The sequence below is a fragment of the Klebsiella sp. GN_Kp190 genome, from assembly GCF_040061795.1.
GTDB classification, from domain to species: Bacteria; Pseudomonadota; Gammaproteobacteria; order Enterobacterales; family Enterobacteriaceae; genus Klebsiella; species Klebsiella michiganensis.
The window spans coordinates 101,604-127,755 of the sequence record NZ_JBEAFN010000031.1 but is presented as its reverse complement, the minus strand read 5'-3'; the positions used below and the strand labels follow the sequence as shown (position 1 = coordinate 127,755).

General features: G+C 57.0%; 22 protein-coding genes. 8 read left to right on the top strand and 14 right to left on the bottom strand.

Features of this window, described 5'->3' with window-relative positions; genetic code table 11:
- The first annotated feature begins 358 nt into the window (after positions 1 to 358).
- Positions 359 to 3,067: a magnesium-translocating P-type ATPase gene (gene mgtA, locus ABLU67_RS19965; protein WP_064375401.1), complete on the top strand. Its 2,709-nt coding sequence runs from the start codon at positions 359 to 361 to the stop codon at positions 3,065 to 3,067.
- 67 nt (positions 3,068 to 3,134) lie between these two features.
- On the opposite strand, the gene ridA is transcribed toward mgtA, so the two are convergent.
- From ridA to ABLU67_RS19940, 5 genes are all read right to left on the bottom strand, one after another.
- Positions 3,135 to 3,521, bottom strand: coding sequence for a 2-iminobutanoate/2-iminopropanoate deaminase (gene ridA / locus ABLU67_RS19960; RefSeq protein ID WP_009652347.1), 387 nt, complete (start codon positions 3,519 to 3,521; stop codon positions 3,135 to 3,137).
- Positions 3,522 to 3,675: 154 nt separating this feature from the next.
- The gene (gene gbpA, locus ABLU67_RS19955) at positions 3,676 to 5,139 is read right to left on the bottom strand and encodes an N-acetylglucosamine-binding protein GbpA (protein WP_070596181.1); all 1,464 of its coding nucleotides are present in this window, start codon (positions 5,137 to 5,139) and stop codon (positions 3,676 to 3,678) included.
- Between the two features lie 259 nt (positions 5,140 to 5,398).
- Entirely contained in the window at positions 5,399 to 5,860 is a 462-nt protein-coding gene (pyrI, locus tag ABLU67_RS19950) for an aspartate carbamoyltransferase regulatory subunit (protein WP_004098115.1), read from the bottom strand.
- 11 nt (positions 5,861 to 5,871) lie between these two features.
- The gene (gene pyrB, locus ABLU67_RS19945) at positions 5,872 to 6,807 is read right to left on the bottom strand and encodes an aspartate carbamoyltransferase (RefSeq protein WP_014227670.1); all 936 of its coding nucleotides are present in this window, start codon (positions 6,805 to 6,807) and stop codon (positions 5,872 to 5,874) included.
- A 36-nt stretch (positions 6,808 to 6,843) separates the two neighbouring features.
- Positions 6,844 to 6,948 (bottom strand): pyrBI operon leader peptide, encoded by a 105-nt coding sequence (locus tag ABLU67_RS19940; protein ID WP_072351778.1) that lies wholly within the window; start codon positions 6,946 to 6,948, stop codon positions 6,844 to 6,846.
- Between the two features lie 192 nt (positions 6,949 to 7,140).
- Between ABLU67_RS19940 and ABLU67_RS19935 the strand changes: the two genes are divergently transcribed.
- Positions 7,141 to 7,593 (top strand): YhcH/YjgK/YiaL family protein, encoded by a 453-nt coding sequence (locus ABLU67_RS19935; RefSeq protein ID WP_014227671.1) that lies wholly within the window; start codon positions 7,141 to 7,143, stop codon positions 7,591 to 7,593.
- Positions 7,594 to 7,704: 111 nt separating this feature from the next.
- Here the strand turns inward: ABLU67_RS19935 and argF are convergent, their stop codons facing one another.
- Complete coding sequence (argF, locus tag ABLU67_RS19930; RefSeq protein ID WP_014227672.1) at positions 7,705 to 8,709, bottom strand: ornithine carbamoyltransferase; 1,005 nt, start codon at positions 8,707 to 8,709, stop codon at positions 7,705 to 7,707.
- Between the two features lie 164 nt (positions 8,710 to 8,873).
- On the opposite strand from argF, the gene rraB reads away from it, so the two are divergent.
- Together rraB and miaE are read left to right on the top strand one after the other, a co-directional pair.
- Complete coding sequence (gene rraB / locus ABLU67_RS19925) at positions 8,874 to 9,299, top strand: ribonuclease E inhibitor RraB (RefSeq protein WP_004098122.1); 426 nt, start codon at positions 8,874 to 8,876, stop codon at positions 9,297 to 9,299.
- Between the two features lie 52 nt (positions 9,300 to 9,351).
- Positions 9,352 to 10,110, top strand: coding sequence for a tRNA isopentenyl-2-thiomethyl-A-37 hydroxylase MiaE (gene miaE, locus ABLU67_RS19920; protein ID WP_014227673.1), 759 nt, complete (start codon positions 9,352 to 9,354; stop codon positions 10,108 to 10,110).
- Between the two features lie 40 nt (positions 10,111 to 10,150).
- Here the strand turns inward: miaE and ABLU67_RS19915 are convergent, their stop codons facing one another.
- From ABLU67_RS19915 to pepA, 5 genes are all read right to left on the bottom strand, one after another.
- The gene (locus tag ABLU67_RS19915) at positions 10,151 to 11,173 is read right to left on the bottom strand and encodes an alpha/beta hydrolase (protein ID WP_025107460.1); all 1,023 of its coding nucleotides are present in this window, start codon (positions 11,171 to 11,173) and stop codon (positions 10,151 to 10,153) included.
- 152 nt (positions 11,174 to 11,325) lie between these two features.
- Positions 11,326 to 11,829, bottom strand: a complete 504-nt coding sequence (locus ABLU67_RS19910; protein WP_004098126.1) for a GNAT family N-acetyltransferase — start codon at positions 11,827 to 11,829, stop codon at positions 11,326 to 11,328.
- Positions 11,830 to 11,951: 122 nt separating this feature from the next.
- Positions 11,952 to 14,807: a valine--tRNA ligase gene (locus tag ABLU67_RS19905; protein ID WP_049083845.1), complete on the bottom strand. Its 2,856-nt coding sequence runs from the start codon at positions 14,805 to 14,807 to the stop codon at positions 11,952 to 11,954.
- Complete coding sequence (holC, locus tag ABLU67_RS19900; protein WP_004098129.1) at positions 14,807 to 15,250, bottom strand: DNA polymerase III subunit chi; 444 nt, start codon at positions 15,248 to 15,250, stop codon at positions 14,807 to 14,809. The genes ABLU67_RS19905 and holC overlap by 1 nt, the downstream gene beginning before the upstream one ends.
- A gap of 122 nt (positions 15,251 to 15,372) precedes the next feature.
- On the bottom strand, positions 15,373 to 16,884 hold the full coding sequence (gene pepA, locus ABLU67_RS19895) for a leucyl aminopeptidase (protein WP_004098131.1): 1,512 nt from the start codon (positions 16,882 to 16,884) through the stop codon (positions 15,373 to 15,375).
- Between the two features lie 393 nt (positions 16,885 to 17,277).
- Between pepA and lptF the strand changes: the two genes are divergently transcribed.
- Both lptF and lptG read left to right on the top strand, forming a co-directional pair.
- The gene (gene lptF / locus ABLU67_RS19890; RefSeq protein WP_004098132.1) at positions 17,278 to 18,375 is read left to right on the top strand and encodes an LPS export ABC transporter permease LptF; all 1,098 of its coding nucleotides are present in this window, start codon (positions 17,278 to 17,280) and stop codon (positions 18,373 to 18,375) included.
- Positions 18,375 to 19,457 (top strand): LPS export ABC transporter permease LptG, encoded by a 1,083-nt coding sequence (gene lptG / locus ABLU67_RS19885; RefSeq protein WP_014227676.1) that lies wholly within the window; start codon positions 18,375 to 18,377, stop codon positions 19,455 to 19,457. The genes lptF and lptG overlap by 1 nt, the downstream gene beginning before the upstream one ends.
- A 41-nt stretch (positions 19,458 to 19,498) precedes the next feature.
- Here the strand turns inward: lptG and ABLU67_RS19880 are convergent, their stop codons facing one another.
- The gene (locus ABLU67_RS19880; protein WP_014227677.1) at positions 19,499 to 21,001 is read right to left on the bottom strand and encodes a helicase HerA-like C-terminal domain-containing protein; all 1,503 of its coding nucleotides are present in this window, start codon (positions 20,999 to 21,001) and stop codon (positions 19,499 to 19,501) included.
- A gap of 86 nt (positions 21,002 to 21,087) precedes the next feature.
- A complete protein-coding gene (locus ABLU67_RS19875; protein ID WP_032747679.1) occupies positions 21,088 to 21,909 on the bottom strand; it encodes a TIM barrel protein in 822 nt (273 codons plus the stop codon).
- A gap of 361 nt (positions 21,910 to 22,270) precedes the next feature.
- On the opposite strand from ABLU67_RS19875, the gene ABLU67_RS19870 reads away from it, so the two are divergent.
- The gene (locus ABLU67_RS19870) at positions 22,271 to 23,776 is read left to right on the top strand and encodes a CoA-acylating methylmalonate-semialdehyde dehydrogenase (RefSeq protein WP_128696645.1); all 1,506 of its coding nucleotides are present in this window, start codon (positions 22,271 to 22,273) and stop codon (positions 23,774 to 23,776) included.
- 18 nt (positions 23,777 to 23,794) lie between these two features.
- Positions 23,795 to 24,604, top strand: a complete 810-nt coding sequence (gene iolB, locus ABLU67_RS19865) for a 5-deoxy-glucuronate isomerase (RefSeq protein WP_047724750.1) — start codon at positions 23,795 to 23,797, stop codon at positions 24,602 to 24,604.
- 664 nt (positions 24,605 to 25,268) lie between these two features.
- On the opposite strand, the gene ABLU67_RS19860 is transcribed toward iolB, so the two are convergent.
- A complete protein-coding gene (locus ABLU67_RS19860) occupies positions 25,269 to 26,126 on the bottom strand; it encodes a MurR/RpiR family transcriptional regulator (RefSeq protein WP_004098142.1) in 858 nt (285 codons plus the stop codon).
- Positions 26,127 to 26,152 lie beyond the last annotated feature (26 nt).

Sequence of the window (26,152 nt, the reverse complement as noted above, 5' to 3'; positions counted from 1 at the left end):
CGCTTAAAGTGAGCCTAATGCTACTCAACGAAACCACAATGAGCAAAGTCTGGTTTACGTCTGGTTTAGTTGCCCGGGGGTATTATCGCCATAATAGCCACAAATAGATTATCGGCGACGGTATAATTCGCGCCGTTTGTATTCATTTACCGGAGATTTTATGGACCCCGATCCCACTCCTCATCCTCGATGGAGCCCCCTTTTTTTCCGGTAAATCTGCGTAGCGCTGCTTTACCGGAAGCGTAAAGCAGCGATGTCTTTGACGTCCCTGCCATAAAAATAACATGCCTGACAGGTAAGGTTGACTCGCGCCTGTCGGTAGCCTGCGTTCGCTCGCGCGAGCGCGGAGGGACTGTTTATGTTTAAAAATTTTACCCGCCAGCTGTTTGCCCAGCTTGGCCGTCATTTACCGCGTCGTTTAGTACAACGCGATCCGCTACCCGATGCCCGCAATCTGGCGAGCGCGCCGATCCCGGACTCCCTCGGCAAGCAGTGCCTGGACGTGGCGGCAATGGATGAGAATGAAATCTGGCGCGCCTTCGCCAGCCATCCGGAAGGGCTAAATGCGGGCGAAGTGGCGCAGAAAATCGCGCAGTATGGCGAAAATCAGATCCCGGCGCAGAAGCCGTCGCCGTGGTGGGTGCATCTTTGGAGCTGCTACCGCAACCCCTTCAACCTGCTGCTGACCGTTCTGGGTATCGTCTCCTACTCAACGGAAGATCTGTTTGCCGCCGCGGTTATCGCCCTGATGGTGGGGATCTCCACGCTGCTGAACTTTATTCAGGAAGCGCGTTCAACTAAAGCGGCGGACGCCCTGAAGGCGATGGTCAGCAACACCGCGACGGTCCTGCGGGTGGTGAACGAGCAGGGCGAGAGCCGCTGGTGCGAGCTGCCCATCGACCAGCTGGTGCCGGGGGATATCGTCAAGCTATCGGCGGGAGACATGATCCCGGCAGACCTGCGCGTCATTCAGGCGCGCGACCTGTTTGTCGCTCAGGCCTCGCTGACCGGTGAATCGCTGCCGGTCGAAAAAGTGGCCCGCACCCGCGACCCGCTGCAGGCAAACCCGCTGGAGTGCGACACCCTGTGCTTTATGGGCACCAACGTGGTCAGCGGTTCGGCGCAGGCGATTGTTTTCGCTACCGGCGGCGGCACCTGGTTTGGCCAGCTGGCTGGCCGCGTCAGCGAGCAGGAAAGCGAGCCGAACGCCTTTCAGAAAGGCATCAGCCGGGTCAGCATGCTGCTGATCCGCTTTATGCTGGTGATGACGCCGGTTGTGCTGCTGATTAACGGCTATACCAAAGGCGACTGGTGGGAGGCGGCGCTGTTCGCGCTCTCCGTCGCGGTGGGCCTGACCCCGGAAATGCTGCCGATGATCGTCACCTCGACCCTGGCGCGCGGGGCGGTGAAGCTGTCGAAACAGAAAGTGATCGTCAAGCACCTCGACGCGATACAGAACTTTGGCGCGATGGACATCCTGTGCACCGATAAAACCGGCACCCTGACGCAGGATAAAATCGTGCTGGAGAACCACACCGATGTCTCCGGCAAGGTGAGCGAACGCGTGCTGCATACGGCATGGCTTAACAGCCACTATCAGACCGGGCTGAAGAATCTGCTCGATACCGCGGTGCTTGAGGGCGTCGAGCTGGAGTCAGCGCGCGGGCTGGCGGAACGCTGGCAGAAAGTCGATGAGATCCCGTTCGATTTTGAGCGTCGCCGCATGTCGGTGGTGGTGCAGGAGCAGGACAACGTCCATCAGCTGATCTGCAAGGGGGCGCTGCAGGAGATCCTCAACGTCTCGACCCAGGTGCGCTATAACGGCGACATCGTACCGCTGGACGACACCATGCTGCGGCGCATCCGTCGCGTAACCGACACCCTCAACCGTCAGGGACTGCGCGTGGTGGCGGTGGCGACGAAGTACCTGCCCGCCCGCGAAGGCGACTACCAGCGCGCGGATGAATCCGACCTGATCCTTGAAGGCTATATCGCCTTTCTGGATCCGCCTAAAGAGACCACAGCCCCGGCGCTGAAAGCGCTGAAGGCCAGCGGTATTACGGTCAAAATCCTGACCGGAGACAGCGAGCTGGTGGCGGCGAAAGTCTGTCATGAAGTCGGGCTGGACGCGGGTGACGTGGTTATCGGCAGCCAGGTTGAAGCGCTGAATGATGATGAGCTGGCCGAGCTGGCAAAACGTACCACCCTGTTTGCTCGCCTGGCGCCGCTGCACAAAGAGCGTATCGTGACCCTGCTGAAACGCGAAGGACACGTGGTGGGTTTTATGGGCGACGGCATTAACGACGCTCCGGCGCTGCGCGCGGCGGATATCGGTATTTCCGTCGACGGCGCGGTGGATATCGCCCGCGAGGCGGCGGATATCATCCTGCTGGAGAAGAGCCTGATGGTGCTGGAAGAGGGGGTTATTGAAGGCCGCCGGACCTTCGCCAATATGCTCAAGTACATCAAAATGACCGCCAGTTCCAACTTCGGTAACGTCTTCAGCGTGCTGGTCGCCAGCGCCTTCCTGCCGTTCCTGCCGATGCTGCCGCTGCATCTGCTGATCCAGAACCTGCTGTACGATGTCTCCCAGGTCGCCATTCCGTTTGATAACGTAGACGATGAGCAGATCCGTAAACCGCAGCGCTGGAACCCGGCGGATCTCGGCCGCTTTATGGTCTTCTTTGGGCCAATCAGCTCCATATTCGATATTCTGACGTTCTGCCTGATGTGGTGGGTGTTCCACGCCAACACGCCGGAACATCAGACCCTGTTCCAGTCCGGCTGGTTCGTGGTTGGCCTGCTGTCGCAGACGCTGATTGTGCATATGATCCGTACGCGGCGGATCCCGTTTATCCAGAGCCGTGCGGCCTGGCCGCTGATCGTGATGACGCTGCTGGTGATGGTGGTGGGGATTGCGCTGCCGTTCTCGCCGCTGGCGGGCTACCTGCAGCTTCAGGCGCTGCCGCTCAGCTATTTCCCATGGCTGATTGCGATCCTTGCGGGCTATATGACGCTAACCCAGATGGTCAAAGGCTTCTACAGCCGCCGCTACGGCTGGCAGTGAGCGAGGCGCTTTACGTGCAGAAACAACAAAGGCAGCCACGGGCTGCCTTTGTTCATACTGTCTACGATTAGCGACGAATGGCGATCGCTTCGATCTCAATTTTTACGTCTTTCGGCAGACGCGCCACTTCCACGCAGGAGCGCGCCGGGAAGGTGGCGTTGTGCTCGGTGAAGAAGGCTTCATAGGTGGCGTTAACGGTGGCGAAATCGTTGAGGTCTTTGACGAAAACGGTGGTTTTAACGATATCGCCCACTTTCAGGCCCGCGGCTTCGACGATAGCTTTCACGTTCTCCAGAGACTGACGCGCCTGAGCGGCGACATCTTCCGGCACGCTACCGGTTTTCGGGTCTACCGGGATCTGGCCGGAAGTGATGATCATGTTACCCAGATCAACGCCCTGAACGTACGGGCCGATGGCTGCTGGCGCATTTTCCGTCGCGATAGTTTTAGACATGAGTTCTCCTGAAATATGTGAATGTAATCTGACTGGCGTGGGTCATTATAAAGAGTGCTGGCTGCTTTATCATTAAGCAGGCCGCATTTTGCGAAGGAGAAAAGCGGATAACGCAGCGCGCTATCCGCATAAGGCGTGAGCCTGAAGGATGAAGTTAGTGGGTGACTTCCGTCCATGCTTTGGCCCAGTCAGAACCTATACCCGGTTCGAACTGAGTGGCGTACTGGCTCCACTGCACGCAGTAGCCGCTGTAGGGGAACGGGCGACATTGGTACACTTTGCCGTTTTTAGGCTGCATGACCTTCGTTCCCGCCTTATAGCTTTTCAGGTTATCCGGGAAGGTATAGTCGTAGTTTCCCGCAGGCGCAGGCGTCGGATCCGGCTGAACCGTACTCTCTTCCAGCATCAGGTCAATGACCCCCTGGCTGAGGGTGGCGCCCTGCGCATTGCTGGCTGAGTAGCGCAGCATATGATGACCTGCCTGAACGTTGGTCAGCGGAATAGATACCGTCAGGGAGCGATTATCTATCGTCTGCTGAATGCTCCCTTTCTGCGTGCCCGCATGGTCGTTGACGGTGGCGGTGAGATGCATTTTGCCGCTGGCCGTGGCGTTGAACGTCACCGTCGCTTTCCCGTTGGCGATTTTGGTTGCGTTAACGTTGGCGACGCTCAGGGATTCTTCCACGATATCGTCTGACTGCGACTCGGCGTAGGTCAGCGTAACGCTTTGAACGGTGCTGTCTTTTGGCACATACACCTGGTTAACGCCGTGGAGGGGGGTAATGTTGCCATCACTCCCTTTTACCCCGGCGCGCAGCTTGCCCTGGTGCGCGGTATTAATAGCTTCAGCCAGATCGTAAGACCACTGGCTGCTTTTTCCTTGCGCTTCGCTGGCGATGGTCAATTCCGTTTGTAGCGAATGAACTTCACCGCTCGCGTTAAAGAAATGGGCAATGACTTTATCTCCCGCATGCAGATCTTTCCCGCTAAGCTGGCCGGCGAGCTGCGTTGTCCAGAGGGATTCATTCTCCGTTTCATCGCTGGCGCCGCCGAAATCAACGTCAATGGCCTGATAAAAACTATTTGCCGTATCGGCAATTTCCCAGACGGCATAAATAACCTGATAGCCGGTGCGATCGGGTACATTACAGGAGTGCGTGACCTGTACAGCCGGCGTCGCGCCATTACCGTCGATTTGACAAAATGGCTTAGTTTCAAAATCGCTGCGCGTCAGCGGCTTATTTTGATCCCAGTTCTGTTTGGTAATGTAATAACGCCAGTTAGTCGTTCTATGCGGCGCAGAATGGTGCCAGACGAAATTATTTTTACCGCTCTTTATCGTGGTTTTCGCCCAGCGTGTCGGGCTCTGGCTATCCAGCTGCGAGAAGTTGCTTTTACCCGCGCTGGCCAGTTTACCATCAGGCGGCATTGCCCCTTCAGGAAAACCGCTCGCTTGCTCGACGCTTTGCGGTTCCCACTGCACCGAACCGCAGTCGGTGTTTTTCCCTAAATGACATTGGTACGCCCGACTTGGCGGCGATTCCACATAGCCGTGCGCCAATGCTGAGGAGGTAAATAATAATGTTGCTGTATATAACGATATTTTTTTCACTTTCATAATTCATCCTGTGAACATTGATTAAATAATGGAAAACGCACTGGAGTGTATGAAGGGAAAAATTCAGGTTCAATAGCAGTGATATTTAATGATTAATCTCATTGTTTGTTATTTTTAATTATGAGGCGTGTTGATGAGAAATTGATGAATGTTGATTATCTGACCCGAGGTCAGTGAGTTGACGGCCGTGCGGATGATTTAAATTATCGTTCAGGAGCAGTCCCGTTTATCGGGCTGCTCCTGATAAAACCTGGCGAATTTAATTTGCCAGCACGACATGATGTGAAAATTCTTTTTCACAATATTTGCACTTCAGCGCGATATCGTTTTCGCGTTTCTTCACCGCAAAGCTGGAGGACACCGGCTCGGCGTGGCTAATACAGTTGCTGTTCGGGCATACCAGCACGTTGTTAATACGGTCCGGCAGATTCGGTCGGGATTTACCGACGACTTCATACTCATCAATGCGGTTTACCGTGGCCTGCGGCGCGTACAGGGAGAGCTGGTTGACCTGCTCGTCGGTCAGGAAGGTGTTCTCAATTTTGATCAAATCTTTGCGGCCCATTTCGCCTGACGGCAGGTTCAGGCCGATGGTGATGCGCTGATCCGTTTCGGTCAGTTTGAACAGGGTCAGCAGCTTAAAGCCGACCTGCGCCGGGATATGGTCGATAACGGTGCCACGTTTGATGGCTTCTACCTGTAATTTATTGTCGTGTGTCATCTCTTTTCCCCTTACAGTGCCAGATCGCTATTCAGTACCAGCGCCAGTAACGCCTGGCGCGCGAAGATGCCGTTACCCGCCTGCTGGAAGTACCAGGCGTGCGGCGTTTTATCGACATCGGTGGTGATTTCATCAATGCGCGGCAGCGGATGCAGCACCTTCATGTTCGCGCGTGCGCCTTCCAGGTCGGCGGCGCGCAGGACGAACTGCGCCTTCACGTTGGCATATTCCGACGGATCGAGGCGCTCTTTCTGCACGCGGGTCATATACAGAATGTCCACCTCTTCCATCACCTCTTCAATGGCGCTATGCAGGCTCCAGGCAATGCCTTTTTCGTCGAGCATGTCGAGGATGTACTGCGGCATGGCCAGCGCGTCCGGGGCGATAAAGTAGAAGCGGTTGCCGTTAAATTTCGCCAGCGCCTGGGTCAGGGAGTGAACGGTGCGGCCGTATTTCAGGTCACCCACCATCGCCACGTTAAGATTTTCCAGACGGCCCTGGGTCTCCTGAATGGTGAACAGATCCAGCAGGGTCTGCGTCGGATGCTGGTTCGCGCCGTCGCCGGCGTTGAGTACCGGAATACCGCCGGAGAACTCGGTCGCCAGACGCGCCGCGCCCTCCTGCGGGTGGCGCATGACGATGGCATCGACATAGGTGCTGATGACCGAGATGGTATCGGCCAGGGTTTCGCCTTTTTTGCCCAGCGAGGTGTTGCTGCTGTCTGAGAAACCGACCACGCTGGCGCCCAGGCGGTGCATGGAGGTCTCAAACGACAGGCGGGTGCGGGTCGACGCTTCAAAAAAGCAGCTGGCGATCACTTTATGCTTGAGCAGCTCCGGTTGCGGATTGGCTTTGAGTTTTGCTGCGGTTGCCAGTACCAGTTCAAGGTCTTCGCGGCTGAGATCGTTTATGGAAATGATATGTTTTTGATATAGCGGGTTAGCCATGTTTATCTCCTGACGCCTGGGCAAAAAAAAAGCCCCTTAAATAAGGGGCTTTACGAATACGGATGCAACGGAAAGAAAAAACGGCAGGCCAGCGTCTGTTTTCAGACGCGGTAAGACGCGATGTCGTACACACTGAACCATAATTCCTCCCGGCAAAACGGGTGGCATTATACGCAGCTCATATTTCGGATCAAGCGATTAATCCACAAACAGGTAAACGTTTGCCTGGGGAATCATGCGTTAACGCAAAAAACCCGCAAAAAGAGGTGGTATGGCAGTCGGATGGGGGGTATAAACGCGAAATGAAAAGCTGTTTTATATTTGAGGGCTATTATGATCGTTGGAAATATTCACCATCTGCAAAGCGGGTTGCCGGCGTCTCTGCGTGAGGCGATCGAACATGTTAAAGCGCATGTCACCGACGCGACGCCGCTGGGTAAACATGATATTGACGGCAACAACCTGTTCTATCTCATTTCCGAAGATACCACCGAGCCGATGGCCGACCGCCGCGCCGAGTATCACGCCCGCTACCTGGACATCCAGATTGTACTGAAAGGCCAGGAAGGAATGACCTTTAGCGTTCTCCCTGCCGGCGCGCCGGATATCGACTGGCTGGCGGAGAAAGACATCGCTTTCCTGGCGGAGGGGGCGCAGGAAAAAACCGTCATCCTCAGCGAAGGCGACTTTGTGGTGTTCTATCCCGGTGAAGTGCATAAGCCGCTGTGCGCCGTGGGCACGCCGGCGAAGGTGCGCAAAGCGGTAGTGAAGATGCTGATGGCGTAAAAAATACCCCGGGCTGCGGCTGGCGCCTTGCCCGGGCTACAGATCCGCGCGGTTTGGGGGCGGGTAGCCCGGATAAGCGCAGCGCAATCCGGGGAAATATCGCGGGAACGCTTACTTACCCAGCGTCGCCACCATCACCGCTTTGATGGTATGCATGCGGTTTTCCGCCTGGTCGAAAACGATGCTCGCCGCGGATTCAAATACCTCGTCGGTGACTTCCATACCGCCGTGCAGGCCGTACTCCGCCGCCATCTGTTTGCCGAGCGTGGTCTGGTCGTCGTGGAACGCGGGCAGGCAGTGGAGGAATTTCACCTGCGGATTGCCGGTCAGCGCCATCATCTCGCTATTTACCTGATACCCGCGCAGCAGCGCGATACGCTCCGCCCACTTCTCTTTGGCTTCGCCCATCGATACCCAGACGTCGGTATAGATAAAGTCCGCGCCCTTCACGCCCGCCGCAATATCTTCGGTCAGCGTAATATTGCCGCCGTTTTTCTGCGCCAGCGCCCGGCACTGCTCGACCAGCTTCTCTTCCGGCCAGCAGGCGGTTGGCGCGACCAGACGCAGATCCAGCCCGGTCAACGCGGCGGCTTCGAGCATGGAGTTGCCCATATTATTCCGCGCGTCGCCGGCGTAGACCAGGGTCATCTGATTAAAGGCTTTGCCCGGCAGATGCTCCTGCATGGTCAGTAAGTCCGCCAGCAGCTGGGTGGGGTGGAATTCGTTGGTCAGGCCGTTCCATACCGGAACGCCGGCATACTCGGCCAGGGTTTCAACCACTTCCTGGCCGTGGCCGCGATATTGAATACCGTCGTACATGCGCCCCAGCACGCGGGCGGTGTCTTTAATCGACTCTTTATGGCCAATCTGGCTGCCGCTGGGGCCGAGCCAGGTGACGCGAGCGCCCTGGTCAAATGCGGCAACTTCGAAAGAGCATCGGGTGCGGGTAGAGTCTTTTTCGAAGATGAGCGCGATGTTTTTGCCGGTGAGATGCTGAATTTCAATATTGTTTTTCTTATCAGCTTTAAGCCTGGCCGCCAGCTCAAGCAGAGCGGTGATTTCGGCGGGGGTAAAATCGAGCAACTTTAAAAAATGCTTCTGATAAAACGCGGACATGGTTCCCTCACATGGCTTAAGCCATTTGTTGAATTAAAATTCACTTTATATGTATGAATATTCATTTGCAACCCCGTGTCATAAATCTTTCGCTCAGAAGGTGGAGGCAATCACGGCGGTATGTGACAATAGAAGCATCCGCGACACATTATGAGGAACGAGCCATGGCAAACCCGGAATTACTGGAAGAACAGCGTGAAGAAACGCGCCTGATTATTGAAGAGCTGCTCGAAGACGGCAGCGATCCTGACGCGCTGTACACCATTGAGCATCATCTCTCTGCCGATGATTTCGAAACGCTGGAGAAAGTGGCGGTCGAGGCCTTCAAGCTGGGCTACGAAGTGACTGAGCCGGAAGAGCTGGAAGTCGAAGAGGGCGATACCGTGATTTGCTGCGATATTCTCAGCGAATCCGCGCTGAATGCCGAGCTGATTGACGCCCAGGTTGAGCAGCTGATGACCCTGGCGGAAAAATACGACGTTGAATACGACGGCTGGGGCACCTACTACGAAGATCCGAACGGGGAAGACGAAGAAGGTGACGACGACGAAGATCTGGTTGATGAAGACGATGACGGCGTTCGCCACTAAGTAGCAGAGGTATACGGCGGTGCGGTATGCCGCCGTATAGCAAGGAATTTTAATGGATTACCCGCAAATACTCGCCCCGATTTTAAGCTTTCTGCATTGCCCAACTCCTCAGGCGTGGATTGATGAAGCCCGTAAACCGGAAAACCTCCCGCTGCTGTTGACCGACCATATGGTGTGCGAGCTGAAAGCGGCGCAAAACGCTATGCTGCTGGTGCGTCGATACGTCGCGGATAAAGCGGACGCGGATGAGCTGCTGGCCTGCCTGAAGCCGTATGAGGACTTCACCTACCGCTGGGGGCCGGAGCCGGATTTCGTCGCGCTGCATAAGCAGATAAATAAAAGCGCCATGCCGCAGACCGACGATCCCTGGGGACGTCAGCTACTCGACAGCATGATTCTGCTGATCAAAGAGGAGCTGCATCACTTCTGGCAGGTGAGGGAAATCATGCTTTCCCGCGAAATCCCGTACGTCAAAATCACCGCCAGCAACTATGCCCGCGGGCTGCGCCGGGAAGTGCGTTCTCACGAACCGGTCATGCTGATCGATAAACTCATCTGCGGAGCCTATATTGAAGCCCGCTCCTGCGAGCGTTTTGCCGCGCTGGCGCCATGGCTGGATGACGATCTGCAGAAGTTTTATCTGTCGCTGCTGCGTTCCGAAGCGCGCCACTATCAGGACTATCTGGACCTGGCGCAGAGAATCGCCCAGGACGATATCAGCGAACGCGTGCGCCAGCTTGGCGAAGCGGAAGCGGCGCTTATTAACGCGCCTGAAGCGGAGTTTCGTTTTCACAGCGGCGTGCCCGCCTGAGCGTCAGGTCGCCGCTTCACCGCCGCGGCCTGACGATCCATTACAGATTGGCGTTTTTGTCTTTCTCTGCCGTCGCGGCGGCTTTGGGCGCGCCGAGGGTCGCTTTAAACCAGTTCACCACCCGTTCAATAACCGGCTTCTGATACCAGCTGTCATCGCCGTGCTCCGCGCCCGCCAGCAACACGTAATCAGCCGGGTTGCCCTCCTTTTTCAGCGCGCGATAGAGCTGTTGACTTTGTACCGGTGAAACCAGGGTGTCGGCGCTGCCGTGCATAATTAAAAACGGCGGCTTTTTACCGCTGATATGGCCCATCGGGCTGGCCGCCAGGGCTTTTTGCGGATCGCTGTCAATCGTCGCTCCCGGCCAGTCGCGAAAGGCGCTACCGTGTACCAGCAGTGCTTCAGTGACCGCCGGCGACTGGTGCACTTTTTGAATCGCCTGCGGAAAACCTTCGCCGATATTCAACAGGTTCGAAATACCGTACAGCGTGGCGGCGGCCTGCACGTCCGAGGATTGCGCCAGGTTATCGCCACGATCGAACGTTTTGTCACCGTTGGTGAGCGCCAGCATCTGCGCCATATAGCCGCCTGCGGAATCCCCCAGCACGCCAATACGCGACGGGTCTATACCGTATTCCGCGGCATGTTCGCGCAGATAGCGAACGGCGGCTTTACCATCGATAACCGGGGCCGGAAAGGTGTCGGGAACCGTACGGTATTCCGCCGCCGCGACGACGAATCCCGCCGCCGCCAGCGCCATACGCATCTCGATAAACTTATTCCAGGCCGCGCTGGTGAAACCGCCGCCGGGGAAATAGATGATTGCCGGTTTCAGATCGCCGTTACGCGGTACCAGTAAAGACATATGCAGCTGACGAACGGCGACGGTGCTTTTTACCTGGCTATAAACGATATCGTTGAGCGCATCGATACGGCCCCGGGTTTTTTCCACGCGAATGACCTGAGCGCCTTCGGTATTGCCAGCAAGTTCGCCGGCGTTAACGCAGGAAGCCATGCCGGCAAGCAGCAGGCCGCCGGTGAGCAGGAGGGGGAGTTTTTTCATGATGTTCTATCCTGAGCAAAGCCTGCCGCGGCGGCAGGCGAAAAGATCCAATGCTCGAAGAGTGTATTAGCGAAAACGGGCGGTGAATAACGCTCTTTTTGCATGAAAACCATGCATTTTTTCGATTAATCAACGTCGCCGTTTTGCGGGCGCTACAGCACTTTCAACATCCTGACTTCGCAGTCAACGTGGCCGGTGCAGCCCAGCGGCTCAGCAATATGCTCGAAGCCGAGGTGCTCATATAAACCGACCGCTTCTTTCAGGAAGGCGGTGGTTTCCAGATAGCAGCGTTTGAATCCCTGCTCGCGGGCGTAATCAAGGGCCATCAGCGCCAGCTTTTTCGCCAGCCCCTGGCCGCGCGCGGAGGTCATAAAATACATTTTTTGTAGTTCGCAGATATCGGGCTCGCTGCAGGAGAGCGGTGCCACGCCGCCGCCGCCCACCACTTCACCATTCTGCTCAACGACCCAATAGGCGGAACCCGGCTGGCTATAAAGCTCATAGAGTTCATCCAGATTCGGATCGGCTACCGTATAGCCTTTGTCGGCGGTCAGACCATATTCAGCGGAGACCTGGCGGATAACAGCGGCAATCGCCGGATTATCATTAGCCGTGATGCGGCGCAGGGTTAGCGGTAGGGTTGCGCTCGTATTCATGTGAAGACTCATTGCAAAATAATGACGGATAATGTTGTTAATAACACTGCGGGAGGGGAGAGTGCAAGCGAGGATCTTTCACAGAAAACGCCCCTTATCCGAATGGATAAGGGGCGAGTGAATTACAGCGCGGCGATAATCGCCTGCTGCTCAATCAGCTTCGCTTTTGCTTCCGCGTAACCTTCCAGCTTCTCACGCTCTTTGGCGATCACCGCTTCCGGCGCGCGCGCCACAAAGCCTTCGTTGGAGAGTTTGCTTTCGATGCGGCCAATCTCGCCTTCGATTTTGGTCACCTCTTTAGCGAGGCGCGCCAGCTCATCTTCTTTATTGATAAGGCCAGCCATCGGGATCAGCAGCTCGGCGCCGTCGATAATTTTGGTCACGGAAACCGGACCTTTATCATCGGCAGGCAGCACGGTGATGCTTTCCAGACGCGCCAGGTTCAGCAGGAAGCTGCGGTTGTCGTTCACGCGACGAATCGCGGCTTCGCTGCAGCCGCGCAGCAGCAGCTCCAGCGGCTTACCTGGGGCGATGTTCATTTCCGCACGGATGTTACGCACGGCGACGATCGCCTGCTTCAGCCATTCGGTATCGGCCAGCGCCGCTTCGTCAACCTGAGACGCATCGTACTGCGGGAACGGCTGCAGCATGATGGTATCGGCAGTGATACCGCAAATGACCTTCACGCGCTGCCAGATGGTCTCGGTGATGAACGGAATAATTGGGTGCGCCAGGCGCAGCAGACCTTCCAGAACGGTCACCAGCGTGTGACGGGTGCCGCGCAGCTCAGACTCGGAACCGCCGTTCATTACCGGCTTGGTCAGCTCCAGATACCAGTCGCAGAACTGGTTCCAGGTGAACTCGTACAGAATGCCTGCGGCAATATCGAAGCGGAAGCCGTCCAGCGCCTCGCGGTAGGCTTTGATGGTCTGGTTGAATTCCGCCAGGATCCAGCGGTCCGCCAGCGACAGGGTCATCTCGCCGCCGTTAAAGCCGCAATCCTGATCTTCGGTATTCATCAGCACAAAGCGGCTGGCGTTCCACAGCTTGTTGCAGAAGTTACGGTAACCTTCCAGACGCTTCATATCCCAGTTGATATCGCGGCCGGTAGAGGCCAGCGCCGCCAGGGTAAAGCGCAGGGCGTCGGTACCGTGCGGCTCAATGCCGTTCGGGAACTGCTTCTCGGTGCGTTTGGCGATTTTTTCCGCCAGCTGCGGCTGCATCATGTTACCGGTGCGTTTTTCCAGCAGCTCCGGCAGGGAAATGCCGTCGACCATATCCAGCGGGTCGATAACGTTGCCCTTCGATTTGGACATCTTCTGGCCTTCGTCATCGCGGATCAAACCGGTCATATAGACGGTTTTAAACGGCACCTGCGGCTTGCCGTTTTCATCTTTGATGAAGTGCATGGTCATCATGATCATGCGGGCAATCCAGAAGAAGATGATGTCGAAGCCGGAAACCATCACGCTGGTCGGGTGGAACTGACGCAGGGCATCGGTGTTTTCCGGCCAGCCGAGGGTGGAGAAGGTCCACAGCGCGGAGGAGAACCAGGTATCGAGAACGTCTTCGTCCTGGCGCAGCGCCACGTCGGCGCCCAGGTTATTTTCCTGACGCACTTCGTCTTCGGTGCGGCCAACGTAGACGTTGCCGTCGTTGTCGTACCATGCCGGGATGCGGTGACCCCACCACAGCTGGCGGGAGATACACCAGTCCTGAATATCGCGCATCCAGGAGAAGTACATGTTTTCGTACTGCTTCGGCACGAACTGGATGTCGCCGTTCTCCACCGCTTCAACCGCCGGTTTAGCCAGCACGTCGGCGCGGACGTACCACTGGTCGGTCAGCATCGGCTCAATTACCACGCCGCCGCGGTCGCCGTACGGGACGGTCAGATCGTGCGGTTTAATCTCGTCCAGCAGGCCCAGGGCGTCGATAGCGGCAACCACCGCTTTACGCGCGGCAAAGCGCTCCAGCTTCTGGAACTCCGCCGGGATGACGTTTGAGTAGACATCGGACTCGTTGCCTTTGGTGTCGTAAACTTCCGCGGTTTCGCGGATGTCGCCGTCAAAGGTCAGGATGTTGATCATCGGCAGCGCATGACGCTTGCCCACTTCATAGTCGTTAAAGTCGTGCGCCGGGGTGATCTTCACGCAGCCGGTGCCCTTTTCCATATCGGCGTGTTCATCGCCCACAATCGGAATGCGGCGGTCAACCAGCGGCAGGATCACGAATTTGCCGATAAGGTCTTTATAGCGCGGATCTTCCGGGTTAACGGCCACGCCGGTATCGCCCAGCACCGTCTCCGGACGGGTGGTGGCGACGACCAGATAATCTTTACCGTCAGCGGTTTTCGCGCCGTCGGCCAGCGGATAGCGGATATGCCACATCGAGCCTTTAGACTCGCGGTTTTCCACTTCCAGATCGGAGATGGCGGTGCGCAGTTTCGGGTCCCAGTTGACCAGGCGCTTGCCGCGGTAGATCAGATCTTCTTTGTACAGGCGGACAAAGACTTCTTTTACGGCGTTGGACAGGCCTTCGTCCATGGTGAAGCGCTCGCGCTCCCAGTCCACGGAGTTGCCCAGGCGGCGCATCTGACGGGTAATGGTGCCGCCGGATTCCGCTTTCCACTGCCAGATTTTATCGATAAAGGCGTCGCGACCGTAGTCGTGGCGGGTTTTACCTTCTTCGGCGGCAATCTTACGCTCAACCACCATCTGGGTAGCGATACCCGCGTGGTCGGTACCGGCCTGCCACAGGGTGTTTTTACCCTGCATGCGCTGGTAGCGAATCATGGTATCCATGATGGTTTGCTGGAAGGCATGACCCATATGCAAACTGCCGGTGACGTTCGGCGGCGGGATCATGATGCAGAAACTTTCCTGGCTTTCGTCGCCATTGGGTTTGAAATAGCCCTGCTTTTCCCAGTGCTCGTAAAGCGGCTGTTCGATATCTTGGGGGTTGTATGTCTTTTCCATTATTTCCAGGTTGCCGTGTTCAGGTTGAAACCAGCCATGCGGTACGCTTTATAGCGTTCGCGCGCCAGTTGTTTCAAAGAATCTTCATAAGGGACGAAGTCTATCACTTCTGTGAAAGCGGTGGCAAAATCTGCAAAGTTTAGCCGCAGGCTAATCAGAATATCCCGCGGGCTGCTGTTGCGCTTTTGCGGCCAGGCAATCTCCACCGGCGCGCCGCCGCGCGGACCTTCTCCCGCCAGATTATGCGGAACGAAACTTTCCGCGGGTCGAGCCCAGAGCGCTTCGTCCAGACGAATGGCCTGCTGCTCATCTTCACAGGCGATGAGTACCCGCTTGCCGCTGCGCCAACGTTCTGCGGCAATGTCACACACCAGTTGTTCAACGGCGCTCAGGCCGTCTTGTTGCGTATCATTGTCCAGAAGATAGAACGTTGCGTTTTTCATATATGGGGCTTCTTGTGGTGACTTTAAATGCTTAAGCCGGGCGGCGCTACGCTGACCCGGCCTATAAACGGCATCTTTTCGTTGGCCCGGCAAGCGTAACGCCGCCGGGCATCAGACGGCAATTACTCTTCGCCGGTAAATCCGGCGCGATTAAGCAGGAACTGCGACAGCATCGCTACCGGACGACCGGTCGCGCCTTTGGCTTTCCCGGAACGCCACGCGGTACCGGCGATATCCAGGTGCGCCCAGTTGTACTTGCGGGTAAAGCGCGCCAGGAAGCAGCCCGCGGTAATCGCCCCGCCGGGACGGCCGCCGATATTGGCCATATCCGCAAAGTTAGACTCCAGCTGCTCCTGGAACTCGTCGCCAAGCGGCAGACGCCATGCGCGATCGCCCGCCAGTTCGGACGCGCCGATCAGCTCGTGGGCCAGCGGGTTGTGGTTCGACATCAGACCGGTGATGTGGTGGCCCAGCGCAATCACGCAGGCGCCGGTCAGCGTGGCCACGTCGATAACGGTTTCCGGCTCGAAGCGCTCAACGTAGGTCAGCACATCGCACAGCACCAGACGCCCTTCGGCATCGGTGTTCAGCACTTCCACCGTTTGCCCGGACATCGTGGTCAACACGTCGCCTGGACGATAGGCGCGGCCGCCCGGCATGTTTTCACATCCGGCCAGCACGCCGACAACGTTCAGCGGTAGCTGAAGTTCGGCAACCATACGCATCACGCCGTACACCGCCGCCGCGCCGCACATGTCGTATTTCATCTCGTCCATGCCTTCGGAAGGCTTGATGGAGATGCCGCCGGAGTCAAAGGTCAGACCTTTACCCACCAGCACGATAGGGCGCGCGTCTTCCGCCGGGTTGCCTTTATATTCAATAACCGACATCAGCGATTCATTTTGCGAACCGTTGCCGACCGCCAGATAGGAGTTCATTCCCAGCTCTTTCATCTGCTGTTCGCCGATAACGCGGGTAATGACGTTCTTACTGTAGGTATCGGCCAGCTGGCGCGCCTGAGAGGCCAGATAGGCGGCGTTACAGATGTTTGGCGGCATATTGCCGAGATCTTTCGCCGCTTTGATGCCGGCAGCAATCGCCAGACCGTGCTGAATGGCGCGTTCGCCGCTGGTCAGCTCGCGACGGGTTGGGACGTTGAAGACCATTTTACGCAGCGGGCGACGCGGCTCGCTTTTGTTGGTTTTCAGCTGGTCAAAACTGTACAGCGTCTCTTTGGCGGTCTCGACCGCCTGACGCACTTTCCAGTAGTTATTGCGGCCTTTGACATGCAGCTCGGTCAGGAAGCAGACGGCTTCCATTGAGCCGGTATCATTCAGCGTATTGATTGTTTTCTGAATGACCTGCTTGTACTGACGTTCATCCAGCTCGCGCTCTTTGCCGCAACCAATAAGCAGAATGCGCTCTGACAGAATGTTCGGCACATGGTGCAGCAATAAAGTCTGGCCAGGCTTGCCTTCCAGCTCGCCGCGACGCAGCAGGGCGCTAATATAACCGTCGCTAATTTTATCAAGCTGTTCGGCGATGGGGGAGAGGCGACGTGGTTCAAAGACGCCGACCACGATACAGGCGCTCCGCTGCTTCTCCGGGCTACCGCTTTTTACACTGAACTCCATGCACTATGCTCCTGAATCTTAAAGACAACAGTGGTGGCTACAGATATACTCGTCGTCTTTCAAGTTGCAGATGCGTTGGCTGCGCCTGCTCACCCCTGTCACTTACCTGATGTAAGCTCCGGGGCTTCACAGTCTTGCCGCCTGCCTGCAACTCGAAATCCATAGAGTATAGAAATTGAAAGCTTTCGTAACTCATGTCCGCTGTTGTGGTGACTTCGTGTTAATCTTAACGTTATTACGGCCTTGGTTCGTCAGAAAAGATCCTGATACGCAGAACCAGCGAGTCATTTAATCTTAGCGATGTTTTCGACGACCAAAGAGAATAAATGACGTTTAAGCCATGAAACAAGCAATTTTCCTGCAATAAAACGGGTTTTTACGGGCGTATTTATAGTGATAATCATAAGATATCTGGTTCGTGAGACGCTGAAAAGCCAGTTGGCGATCCTATTCATCCTGCTGCTCATTTTCTTTTGTCAGAAACTGGTCAGGATCCTCGGCGCCGCTGTTGATGGCGATATCCCGACAAATCTGGTTCTCTCGCTGTTAGGGCTGGGCGTACCTGAAATGGCGCAGCTTATTCTGCCCCTGAGCTTATTCCTCGGGCTGCTGATGACGCTGGGCAAACTGTATACCGAAAGCGAAATTACGGTGATGCACGCCTGCGGCCTGAGTAAAGCCGTGCTGGTGAAAGCCGCCATGATCCTGGCGCTCTTTACGGGCGTCGTCGCGGCGGTCAACGTGATGTGGGCCGGCCCCTGGTCTTCTCGTCACCAGGATGAAGTGCTGGCGGAAGCGAAAGCGAACCCCGGCATGGCGGCGCTGGCTCAGGGCCAGTTCCAGCAGGCCAGCGACGGCAGCGCGGTGTTGTTTATTGAGAACGTCAACGGCAACCGCTTCAGCGACGTTTTCCTTGCTCAGCTGCGGCCGCGAGGCAACGCGCGCCCGTCGGTGGTGGTCGCGGATACCGGCGAGCTCTCGCTGCGTAAAGACGGCTCGCAGGTGGTGACCATGAATCAGGGCACCCGCTTTGAAGGCACCGCGATGCTGCGCGACTTCCGCATTACCGACTTCAAAAACTATCAGGCGATAGTCGGCCATCAGGCGGTGGCCTCCGACCCGAACGATACCGAGCAGATGGATATGCGCACCCTGTGGCATACCGATACCGATCGCGCCCGGGCGGAGCTGCACTGGCGCTTCACGCTGGTGGCAACGGTGTTCATCATGGCCCTGATGGTGGTGCCGCTCAGCGTGGTGAACCCGCGCCAGGGCCGCGTGCTGTCGATGCTGCCGGCGATGCTGCTCTATCTGGTGTTCTTCCTGCTGCAAACGTCGATTAAATCGAGCGGCGGTAAAGGCAAAATGGATCCGATGGTCTGGATGTGGGCGGTAAACCTGCTCTATTTCGCGTTGGCCGTGCTGTTGAACCTGTGGGATACGGTGCCGATGCGCCGCTTCCGTGCCCGTTTTAACAAAGGAGCGGCGTGATGCAGGCGTTTGGGGTACTTGACCGTTATATCGGTAAGACGATTTTCAATACCATCATGATGACCCTGTTCATGCTGGTTTCCCTCTCGGGCATCATCAAGTTTGTCGACCAGCTGAAAAAGGCCGGGCAGGGCAACTATGATGCGCTGGGGGCCGGAATCTACACGATTCTCAGCGTGCCGAAAGATATCCAAATCTTCTTCCCGATGGCGGCGCTGCTCGGCGCGCTGCTGGGGCTGGGGATGCTGGCGCAGCGCAGCGAACTGGTGGTGATGCAGGCTTCCGGCTTTACCCGTCTGCAGGTGGCGCTGTCGGTGATGAAAACCGCGATTCCGCTGGTGCTGCTGACCATGGCGATGGGCGAGTGGGTTGCCCCGCAGGGCGAGCAGATGGCGCGTAACTATCGTGCTCAGCAGATGTACGGCGGTTCGCTGCTTTCCACTCAGCAGGGGCTATGGGCGAAAGACGGCCATAACTTTGTGTATATCGAGCGGGTAAAAGGCAACGATGAGCTGGGCGGGGTGAGCATTTACGCCTTTAACGACCAGCGCCGCTTACAGTCCGTTCGCTATGCCGCTTCGGCAAAGTTCGACACCGAGAATAAGCTCTGGCGACTGTCGCAGGTGGATGAATCCAACCTGACTGACCCGAAACAGGTCACCGGAACGCAGACGGTCAGCGGGACCTGGAAGACCAACCTGACGCCGGACAAGCTCGGCGTGGTGGCGCTGGACCCGGACGCGCTGTCCATCAGCGGCCTGCACAACTATGTTACCTATCTGAAGTCCAGCGGTCAGGATCCGGGCCGCTATCAGCTCAATATGTGGAGCAAAATCTTCCAGCCGCTGTCGGTGGCGGTGATGATGCTGATGGCGCTGTCGTTTATCTTCGGCCCGCTGCGTAGCGTACCGATGGGCGTCAGAGTGGTGACCGGGATCAGCTTCGGCTTTATCTTCTACGTGCTGGACCAGATTTTCGGCCCGCTCACCCTGGTGTACGGCATTCCGCCGATTATCGGCGCGCTGTTGCCGAGCGCCAGCTTCTTCTTGCTGAGCCTCTGGCTGATGATGCGTAAAACCTGACGTCACGCGCCCCCTTCCTGAATTCAGAAAGGGGGCTTTTTTTAGCGTTTCCGCCCGCCAAGTAAGCTTCCCAGCATTCCCCTGACTATCTGGTTGGTGACCTGACGCACCGCGCTCCTGGCCGCCGTTTGCACAATGCCGTCGCGTTTGCCGCCGCGCGGCCCGGTGGTGCCGAACAGAATGTCTTTGAGCCCGCCGAGCAGACCGTCGTCATCGCCGTTTTGCTGGCCTTTTGCGGGCGGTGATTGCTGCTGCTCCGTTGTGCTCTGAACGCCCTGTTGCAGCATTTCAAAGGCCGATTCACGGTCGATCTCTTCTTCATATTTTCCGTACAGCGCCGAGTGGTTAAGCAGCCCGTTACGTTCGTCATCGGTGACCGGCCCCATACGAGAGCAGGGGGCGATAACCATCGCGCGTTCCACTATCGAAGGGCTGCCTTTCTCATCAAGAAAGGAGATCAGCGCCTCGCCGGTGCCCAGCTCCTGGATCGCCTGTTCGGTACTGAACGCGGGATTCGCGCGCATGGTCTGCGCGGCGGTTTTTACCGCTTTTTGGTCTTTCGGCGTGAAGGCGCGTAGGGCGTGCTGCACGCGATTACCCAACTGACCGAGAACCGCATCGGGAATGTCCGCCGGGTTTTGTGAAACAAAATAGACCCCGACGGCTTTAGAACGAATCAGGCGGATGACCTGCTCGATTTTATCCAGCAGCACCTGCGGCGCATCGTTAAACAGCAGATGCGCTTCATCAAAGAAAAAGACCAGCTTTGGCTTCTCCTGGTCACCGGCCTCCGGCAGGCGTTCGTAAAGCTCGGAGAGCATCCACAGCAGGCTGGCGGCGTACAGCTTCGGCATCTGGTAAAGCTTTTCGGCGCTCAGGATATTAATCACCCCTTTACCCTCAGCGTCGACGCGCATCCAGTCCTGGATATCGAGCATAGGTTCGCCGAAAAAGTGCTCCGCGCCCTGCTGCTCCAGGGTTAATAATCCGCGCTGAATCGCCCCAACGGAGGCGCTGCTGATGTTGCCGTACTGGTTCTGAAACGCTTTGGCGTTGTCGCCAATGTATTGGGTTATGGCGCGCAGGTCTTTAAAGTCGAGCAGCAGCAGCCCGCGATCGTCGGCGATACGGAAGATGATATTCAGCACCCCGGACTGAACCTCATTGAGGTTAAGCAGGCGAGCCAGCAGCAGCGGCCCGAGATCGGAAACCGTGGCGCGAACCGGGTGGCCTTTTTCGCCAAAAATATCCCATAACACCACCGGATTGGCGTGCGGCTGCCAGTCCGTTGCGCCGATTTTTTCCAGACGCGCCTGCAGCTTTTCCGAACTTTGGCCCGACTCGGCGATACCGGTGAGGTCGCCTTTCACATCGGCCATAAATACCGGAACGCCGATTTCCGAGAAAGACTCCGCCAGCTTTTGCAGAGTGACGGTTTTACCGGTCCCCGTGGCGCCGGTAATCAAGCCGTGGCGGTTGGCCATAGCGGGCAGTAAATGCAGCTGTTTATCCAGCGTGCGTGCAATCAGCAGAGGTGAGCTCATGAACGATTTCTCCATTTATCCTGCTGCGAGTATAGGCAACCTGATAGCAAAAGGAGGGAAATCACGCGCACCTTCGCTTATTCACGTCAGGCGCAGTGGCGCTGAATTAACGCGATGCTCTGTTCGATTTCGCGGCGGATATCGTCTTCGCTCCAGTTTGCCAATTCCGGCGCGAAGGGTTCGAACGCATACACGCCCTGATAGCCGCGCGCCTCCAGGTTTTTGACCTGCTCGCAGCTTTGCAGCTGGTCTTTTGCGGTCAGCATGATGCGCTCATTGTCGGTAAGGGCTTCGCGCGGGCGGGTATCCTCTACGCCGGAAAGATGGACCAGACCGATTTCGCCGATATCCACCTGGTTAAACTCCTGCTCCGCCTGCGGATAAAGATGATGATGGAAGGTATCTATCAGCAGCTTAAACGGCACCCGCGCGTCGTGGATCAGCGTTTGCGCCTGCGCCGAGGAGCGGAGCGAGCTCTGCGGGAAACCGAGCGGCTCCACCAGCCCCTGAATACCGTAGAAGGCGAATAGCGGCGCCAGGTCACGCAGGGCGTTAAGGGTTTCGCTCGCCGGAACCTCGGTACCATCGTTCAGCGGGCACAGCACCAGCGATTTGGCACCAACGGCTTTGGCTTCTTTCAGCAATGACTCCGTCAGGCTACGAACCTCTGCGGTGCGGCAGTTGAAGGGGTAGACCGCATTGATAGTGAGGATCTCAATATGGTAGCGGTCAGCCAGCTCCCGCACCTGCTGGTGGCTCAGGTCGTCGGTTACTTTTCCGCTGGGGAGGTCGTTACGTAGCTCGACTTTGTTCAACCCCAGGCTGTTCACCAGCCGGAAAAAGGCCTCAATGCTGAGTGACGGGGCGATCTTGCGGTTGATGCAGAAACGTTGCGATGCAATAGCCATTTTGACTCTCCAGAAACGTAGGGATCGGATTCGTTCGAATGCCTCATAGTCAAAACATTTATTCCAAAATTAGCAATGTATGAAATGGTGATTTTTTGAGCCGACTCGCAAAATATTTTTCTGCTGCATTTAAAAGAGCACGGGTTGCAGGTGGCGCTAAATCTCAACTCTTTTTATCGTGCTTTAGTCCGCAAGCCGGCAATTTCTTACACGAAATTGCGACCATCATCACCAAAATAGAATTTCACTAGTCATCAATATTGAAATATTAATTTCATTTTACTACGGTTACAGCACAGCAGATCCAGTAATGGGCCGTACTGCGTTGGCCCCCGATACCCCATACAGATGAGGCGAGAGCATGACTATCACAGGAAACTTTATTGGCGGGAAAACCGTTACCAGCGTCAGCAGCAAAACAATGCCGGTTTTCGACCCCGCGACGGGCAAAGTGGTCCGCGAAGTCACGTTATCGACCGCGCAGGAAGTCTCTGACGCCATTCAGGTGGCGTGTGATGCTTTTGAAAGCTGGTCGCGCACCACGCCGCTGCGCCGCGCCCGCGTGATGTTCAATTTTAAAATGTTACTGGAACAGCACGCTGAAGAGCTGGCGGGGATTATCGTCAGCGAACACGGTAAAGTGTTTTCCGACGCGATGGGGGAGCTGACGCGCGGCATGGAAGTCGTTGAGTTTGCCTGCGGTATTCCGCACCTGATCAAAGGGGAGTTCTCATCGGATGTCGGCACCGGCGTTGATAGCTATTCTCTGATGCAGCCGCTGGGCGTGGTAGCGGGCATTACGCCGTTCAACTTCCCGGCGATGGTACCGATGTGGATGTTCCCGCTGGCGCTGGCCTGCGGCAACAGCTTTGTCCTGAAGCCGCCAGCGCTGGCGCCTACTGCCGCGGTGCGTCTGGCGGAATTGCTGAAAGAAGCGGGTCTGCCGGATGGCGTCTTTAACGTCGTGCACTGCAGCAACGAAGATGCCGAGCAGCTATACCGGGACCCGCGGATCGCGGCGGTAAGCTTTGTCGGATCTTCCGGCGTGGCGGAGCATATTTATAAAACCGCCAGCGCTTATGGCAAGCGGGTACAGGCGTTTGGCGCGGCGAAAAACCACGCGATTGTGATGCCGGATGCCGATCTGGATGCCACCGTGAATGCCATTATGGGCGGCGCGTTCGGCTCGGCGGGCGAGCGCTGCATGGCGCTGCCGGTGGTGGTTGCCGTGGGTGATGAAACGGCGGATAAACTGATTGCGCGCCTGAAGCCGCTGGTGGAATCCCTGAAGGTTGGGCCGGGCTGTATGCGCGGAAAAGAAGAGAACGAAATGGGGCCGGTCGTCTCCGATACCCATCAGAAAAAAGTGCTGGGATATATTGATAAAGGGGTCAGCGAGGGGGCGACGCTGGTGGTTGACGGACGCAAGCCGCAGGTGCCCGGGTTTGAAGAGGGATACTACGTCGGCGGAACGCTGTTCGACAACGTCACGCCGGAGATGACTATCTGGCGCGAAGAGATTTTTGGCCCGGTGCTGGGGATTGTCCGCGTGGCGGATTACCACAGCGCGCTGGAGCTGGTGAACAGCCATGAGTTCGGCAACGGTAGCGCCGTCTTTACCAGCAACGGCCACACCGCGCGTGAATTTGTCCATGATGTCCAGGCCGGAATGGTTGGGGTCAACGTACCGGTACCCGTTCCAATGGCCTTCCATAGCTTTGGCGGCTGGAAACGCTCCGTATTCGGCGCACTGAACGTCCATGGCCCGGACGGCGTGCGCTTCTATACGCGTATGAAAACCGCCACCGTCCGCTGGCCGCAGGGTCAGCAAACCGTATCTGAATTCAGTATGCCGACGTTAGGCTAATCGGCGAAGGAGAGCGCCATGTCTTTACTGGCTAAAGCAAAAAAAGAAGGGCAGATTCAGCACATCACCCCGCAGAGCGCGGGGTGGAAGTACATTGGTTTTGATGTCTGGATGTTAAAGAAAGGGCAAACCGTCACCCTGGAAAGCGGCGATCGCGAACTGTGCCTGGTGCTGGTTGCCGGTCTGGGTTCGGTAAAAACCACGCGGGCGGATTTCCCGAACCTCGGCCAGCGTATGTCGCCGTTTGAGCGGACGCCGCCCTGGTCAGTCTACGTGCCGCCGCAGGATAAAGTCGAAGTGACGGCAGATTCTGACCTCGAGCTGGCCGTATGCAGCGCCCCGGGTAAAGGAACCTTCCCTGCACGGGTTATCTCCCCGCAGGACGTGGGCGTAGAGCATCGCGGTAAGGGACGCAACCAGCGGCTGGTGCACAATATTTTGCCGGATAGCGCGCAGGCGGACTGCCTGCTGGTGGTGGAGGTTTACACCGAGGAAGGGGCGACCAGCTCATGGCCGTCGCACAAGCACGATACGGCGCTGCCGGGACAGGAAACCCAGCTGGAAGAGACCTACTATCACCGTTTCGATCCGCCGCAGGGGTTTGCCTTCCAGCGCGTCTACACCGATGACCGCAGCCTTGATGCCTGCATGGCCCCCTACAACCACGATGTGGTCATGGTGCCGCGCGGCTACCATCCGGTGGCGGCGATTGCCGGATATGACAGCTACTATCTGAACGTGATGGCCGGCCCGGATCGCAAATGGATGTTTACCTGGGAAGAGGATCACGCGTGGATCAATAGCCCAGATTATCCTCGCCACGATTAGCATCGGTTGAGGATAAAAAGGCCGGTTAGCGATGCTAGCCGGCCTTTTTGATCCTGTTACCCGAATAAGATCGTCGTCGCAATTCTGCCATATCCCCGGCTCGCGCTGCGCTTAGCCGGGCTACGGGTTTACCGTCGTCTGCGGACAAGTAGCCCGGATAAGACGTTTACGTCGCCATCCGGGAGTCATGAAAAATTTAAGCCAGCTGCACCCCGGCTCGCGCTGCGCTCAGCCGGGCTACGGGTTTACCGTCATCTGCGGACAAGTAGTCCGGATAAGACGTTTACGTCGCCATCCGGGAATCATGAAAAACTTAAGCCAGCTGCACCCCGGCTCGCGCTGCGCTCAGCCGGGCTACAGGTTTACCGTCGTTTGTGGACAAGTAGTCCGGATAAGACGTTTACGTCGCCATCCGGGAATAATGAAAAGCTTAAGCCAGCTGCACCCCCGGCTCGCGCTGCGCTCAGCCGGGCTACGGGTTTACCGTCGTTTGTGGACAAGTAGCCCGGATAAGACGTTTACGTCGCCATCCGGGAGTCATGAAAAATTTAAGCCAGCTGCACCCCGGCTCGCGCTGCGCTTAGCCGTGCTACGGGTTTACCGTCATCTGCGGACAAGTAGCCCGGATAAGACGTTTACGTCGCATCCGGGAATAATGAAAAGCTTAAGCCAGCTGCTTCGTCTCTGCATCTTTGCTGCTGTTCAGCGCCAGCGAGACCGCCAGCGTCTGGGCCAGGCACAGCGAGGCCACCTGAGAGCGGAAACCATCAACCTGCGCCTCGCGCACCACAAAGCAGACGTCGCTGAAGGCCGCCAGCGGGCTGACCTGGCTATCGGTAATCGCTATCTGTCGTGCTTTACGCTGCGCGCCGAGCTCCACCAGTTCAACCACTTCCCGCGCATACGGAGAGAAGCTCACCGCCACCACGACATCTTTCGGCCCGACCAGGCTCAGCTGCTCGGTAAACATGCCGCCCAGACCGTCAATCAGGAACGCTTTACGGTCCAGATGGCGCAGGGCGTAGGTCAGATAGGAGGCGACGCTAAAGGAGCGGCGCAGGCCAATAACGTAGATATTCTCAGCTTCCGCCAGCAGCGCGACCGCGCGCTGCAGATCGTCGCCGGAGGTCTGCATCGCCAGCTGCTGCAGCGCCTGGGTATTGACCATGGTGAACATATTCAGGATTTCGGTCGGCGTTTCCGGCGGGGTTGCGTCATCCGTGGTGGTCTGGCGGAACAGACGCGCGCGCTCGGTATAGTTAGCCGTCTCTTCCATCAGGTGCTGCTTGAACATCTGCTTCATTTCGTTGAAGCCGCTAAAACCAAAGGCGTTAGCGAAGCGGATCAGCGTGGAAGGGGGGACGTCAGCTTGTTGCGCGATAGAGGCCACGGTGTCGAAAGCCACGCTATTGCTGTTATCGAGAATATAGCGGGCTACCTGTTTCAGGCGTTTGCTTAACGTGTCGTAGCGACGCCTGATTTCATCCTGCAAGATGGTAAGTTGGGTCGGATTATTGGCCATAGATTGCGCTCTGAGAAAATGAAAGG

Bases quoted from the DNA above. Each gene is read 5' to 3' on its own strand.
- mgtA (WP_064375401.1), top strand. From the start codon at position 359: ATGTTTAAAAATTTTACCCGCCAGCTGTTTGCCCAGCTTGGCCGTCAT.
- ridA (WP_009652347.1), bottom strand. From the start codon at position 3,521: ATGTCTAAAACTATCGCGACGGAAAATGCGCCAGCAGCCATCGGCCCG.
- gbpA (WP_070596181.1), bottom strand. From the start codon at position 5,139: ATGAAAGTGAAAAAAATATCGTTATATACAGCAACATTATTATTTACC.
- pyrI (WP_004098115.1), bottom strand. From the start codon at position 5,860: ATGACACACGACAATAAATTACAGGTAGAAGCCATCAAACGTGGCACC.
- pyrB (WP_014227670.1), bottom strand. From the start codon at position 6,807: ATGGCTAACCCGCTATATCAAAAACATATCATTTCCATAAACGATCTC.
- ABLU67_RS19940 (WP_072351778.1), bottom strand. From the start codon at position 6,948: ATGGTTCAGTGTGTACGACATCGCGTCTTACCGCGTCTGAAAACAGAC.
- ABLU67_RS19935 (WP_014227671.1), top strand. From the start codon at position 7,141: ATGATCGTTGGAAATATTCACCATCTGCAAAGCGGGTTGCCGGCGTCT.
- argF (WP_014227672.1), bottom strand. From the start codon at position 8,709: ATGTCCGCGTTTTATCAGAAGCATTTTTTAAAGTTGCTCGATTTTACC.
- rraB (WP_004098122.1), top strand. From the start codon at position 8,874: ATGGCAAACCCGGAATTACTGGAAGAACAGCGTGAAGAAACGCGCCTG.
- miaE (WP_014227673.1), top strand. From the start codon at position 9,352: ATGGATTACCCGCAAATACTCGCCCCGATTTTAAGCTTTCTGCATTGC.
- ABLU67_RS19915 (WP_025107460.1), bottom strand. From the start codon at position 11,173: ATGAAAAAACTCCCCCTCCTGCTCACCGGCGGCCTGCTGCTTGCCGGC.
- ABLU67_RS19910 (WP_004098126.1), bottom strand. From the start codon at position 11,829: ATGAATACGAGCGCAACCCTACCGCTAACCCTGCGCCGCATCACGGCT.
- ABLU67_RS19905 (WP_049083845.1), bottom strand. From the start codon at position 14,807: ATGGAAAAGACATACAACCCCCAAGATATCGAACAGCCGCTTTACGAG.
- holC (WP_004098129.1), bottom strand. From the start codon at position 15,250: ATGAAAAACGCAACGTTCTATCTTCTGGACAATGATACGCAACAAGAC.
- pepA (WP_004098131.1), bottom strand. From the start codon at position 16,884: ATGGAGTTCAGTGTAAAAAGCGGTAGCCCGGAGAAGCAGCGGAGCGCC.
- lptG (WP_014227676.1), top strand. From the start codon at position 18,375: ATGCAGGCGTTTGGGGTACTTGACCGTTATATCGGTAAGACGATTTTC.
- ABLU67_RS19880 (WP_014227677.1), bottom strand. From the start codon at position 21,001: ATGAGCTCACCTCTGCTGATTGCACGCACGCTGGATAAACAGCTGCAT.
- ABLU67_RS19875 (WP_032747679.1), bottom strand. From the start codon at position 21,909: ATGGCTATTGCATCGCAACGTTTCTGCATCAACCGCAAGATCGCCCCG.
- ABLU67_RS19870 (WP_128696645.1), top strand. From the start codon at position 22,271: ATGACTATCACAGGAAACTTTATTGGCGGGAAAACCGTTACCAGCGTC.
- iolB (WP_047724750.1), top strand. From the start codon at position 23,795: ATGTCTTTACTGGCTAAAGCAAAAAAAGAAGGGCAGATTCAGCACATC.
- ABLU67_RS19860 (WP_004098142.1), bottom strand. From the start codon at position 26,126: ATGGCCAATAATCCGACCCAACTTACCATCTTGCAGGATGAAATCAGG.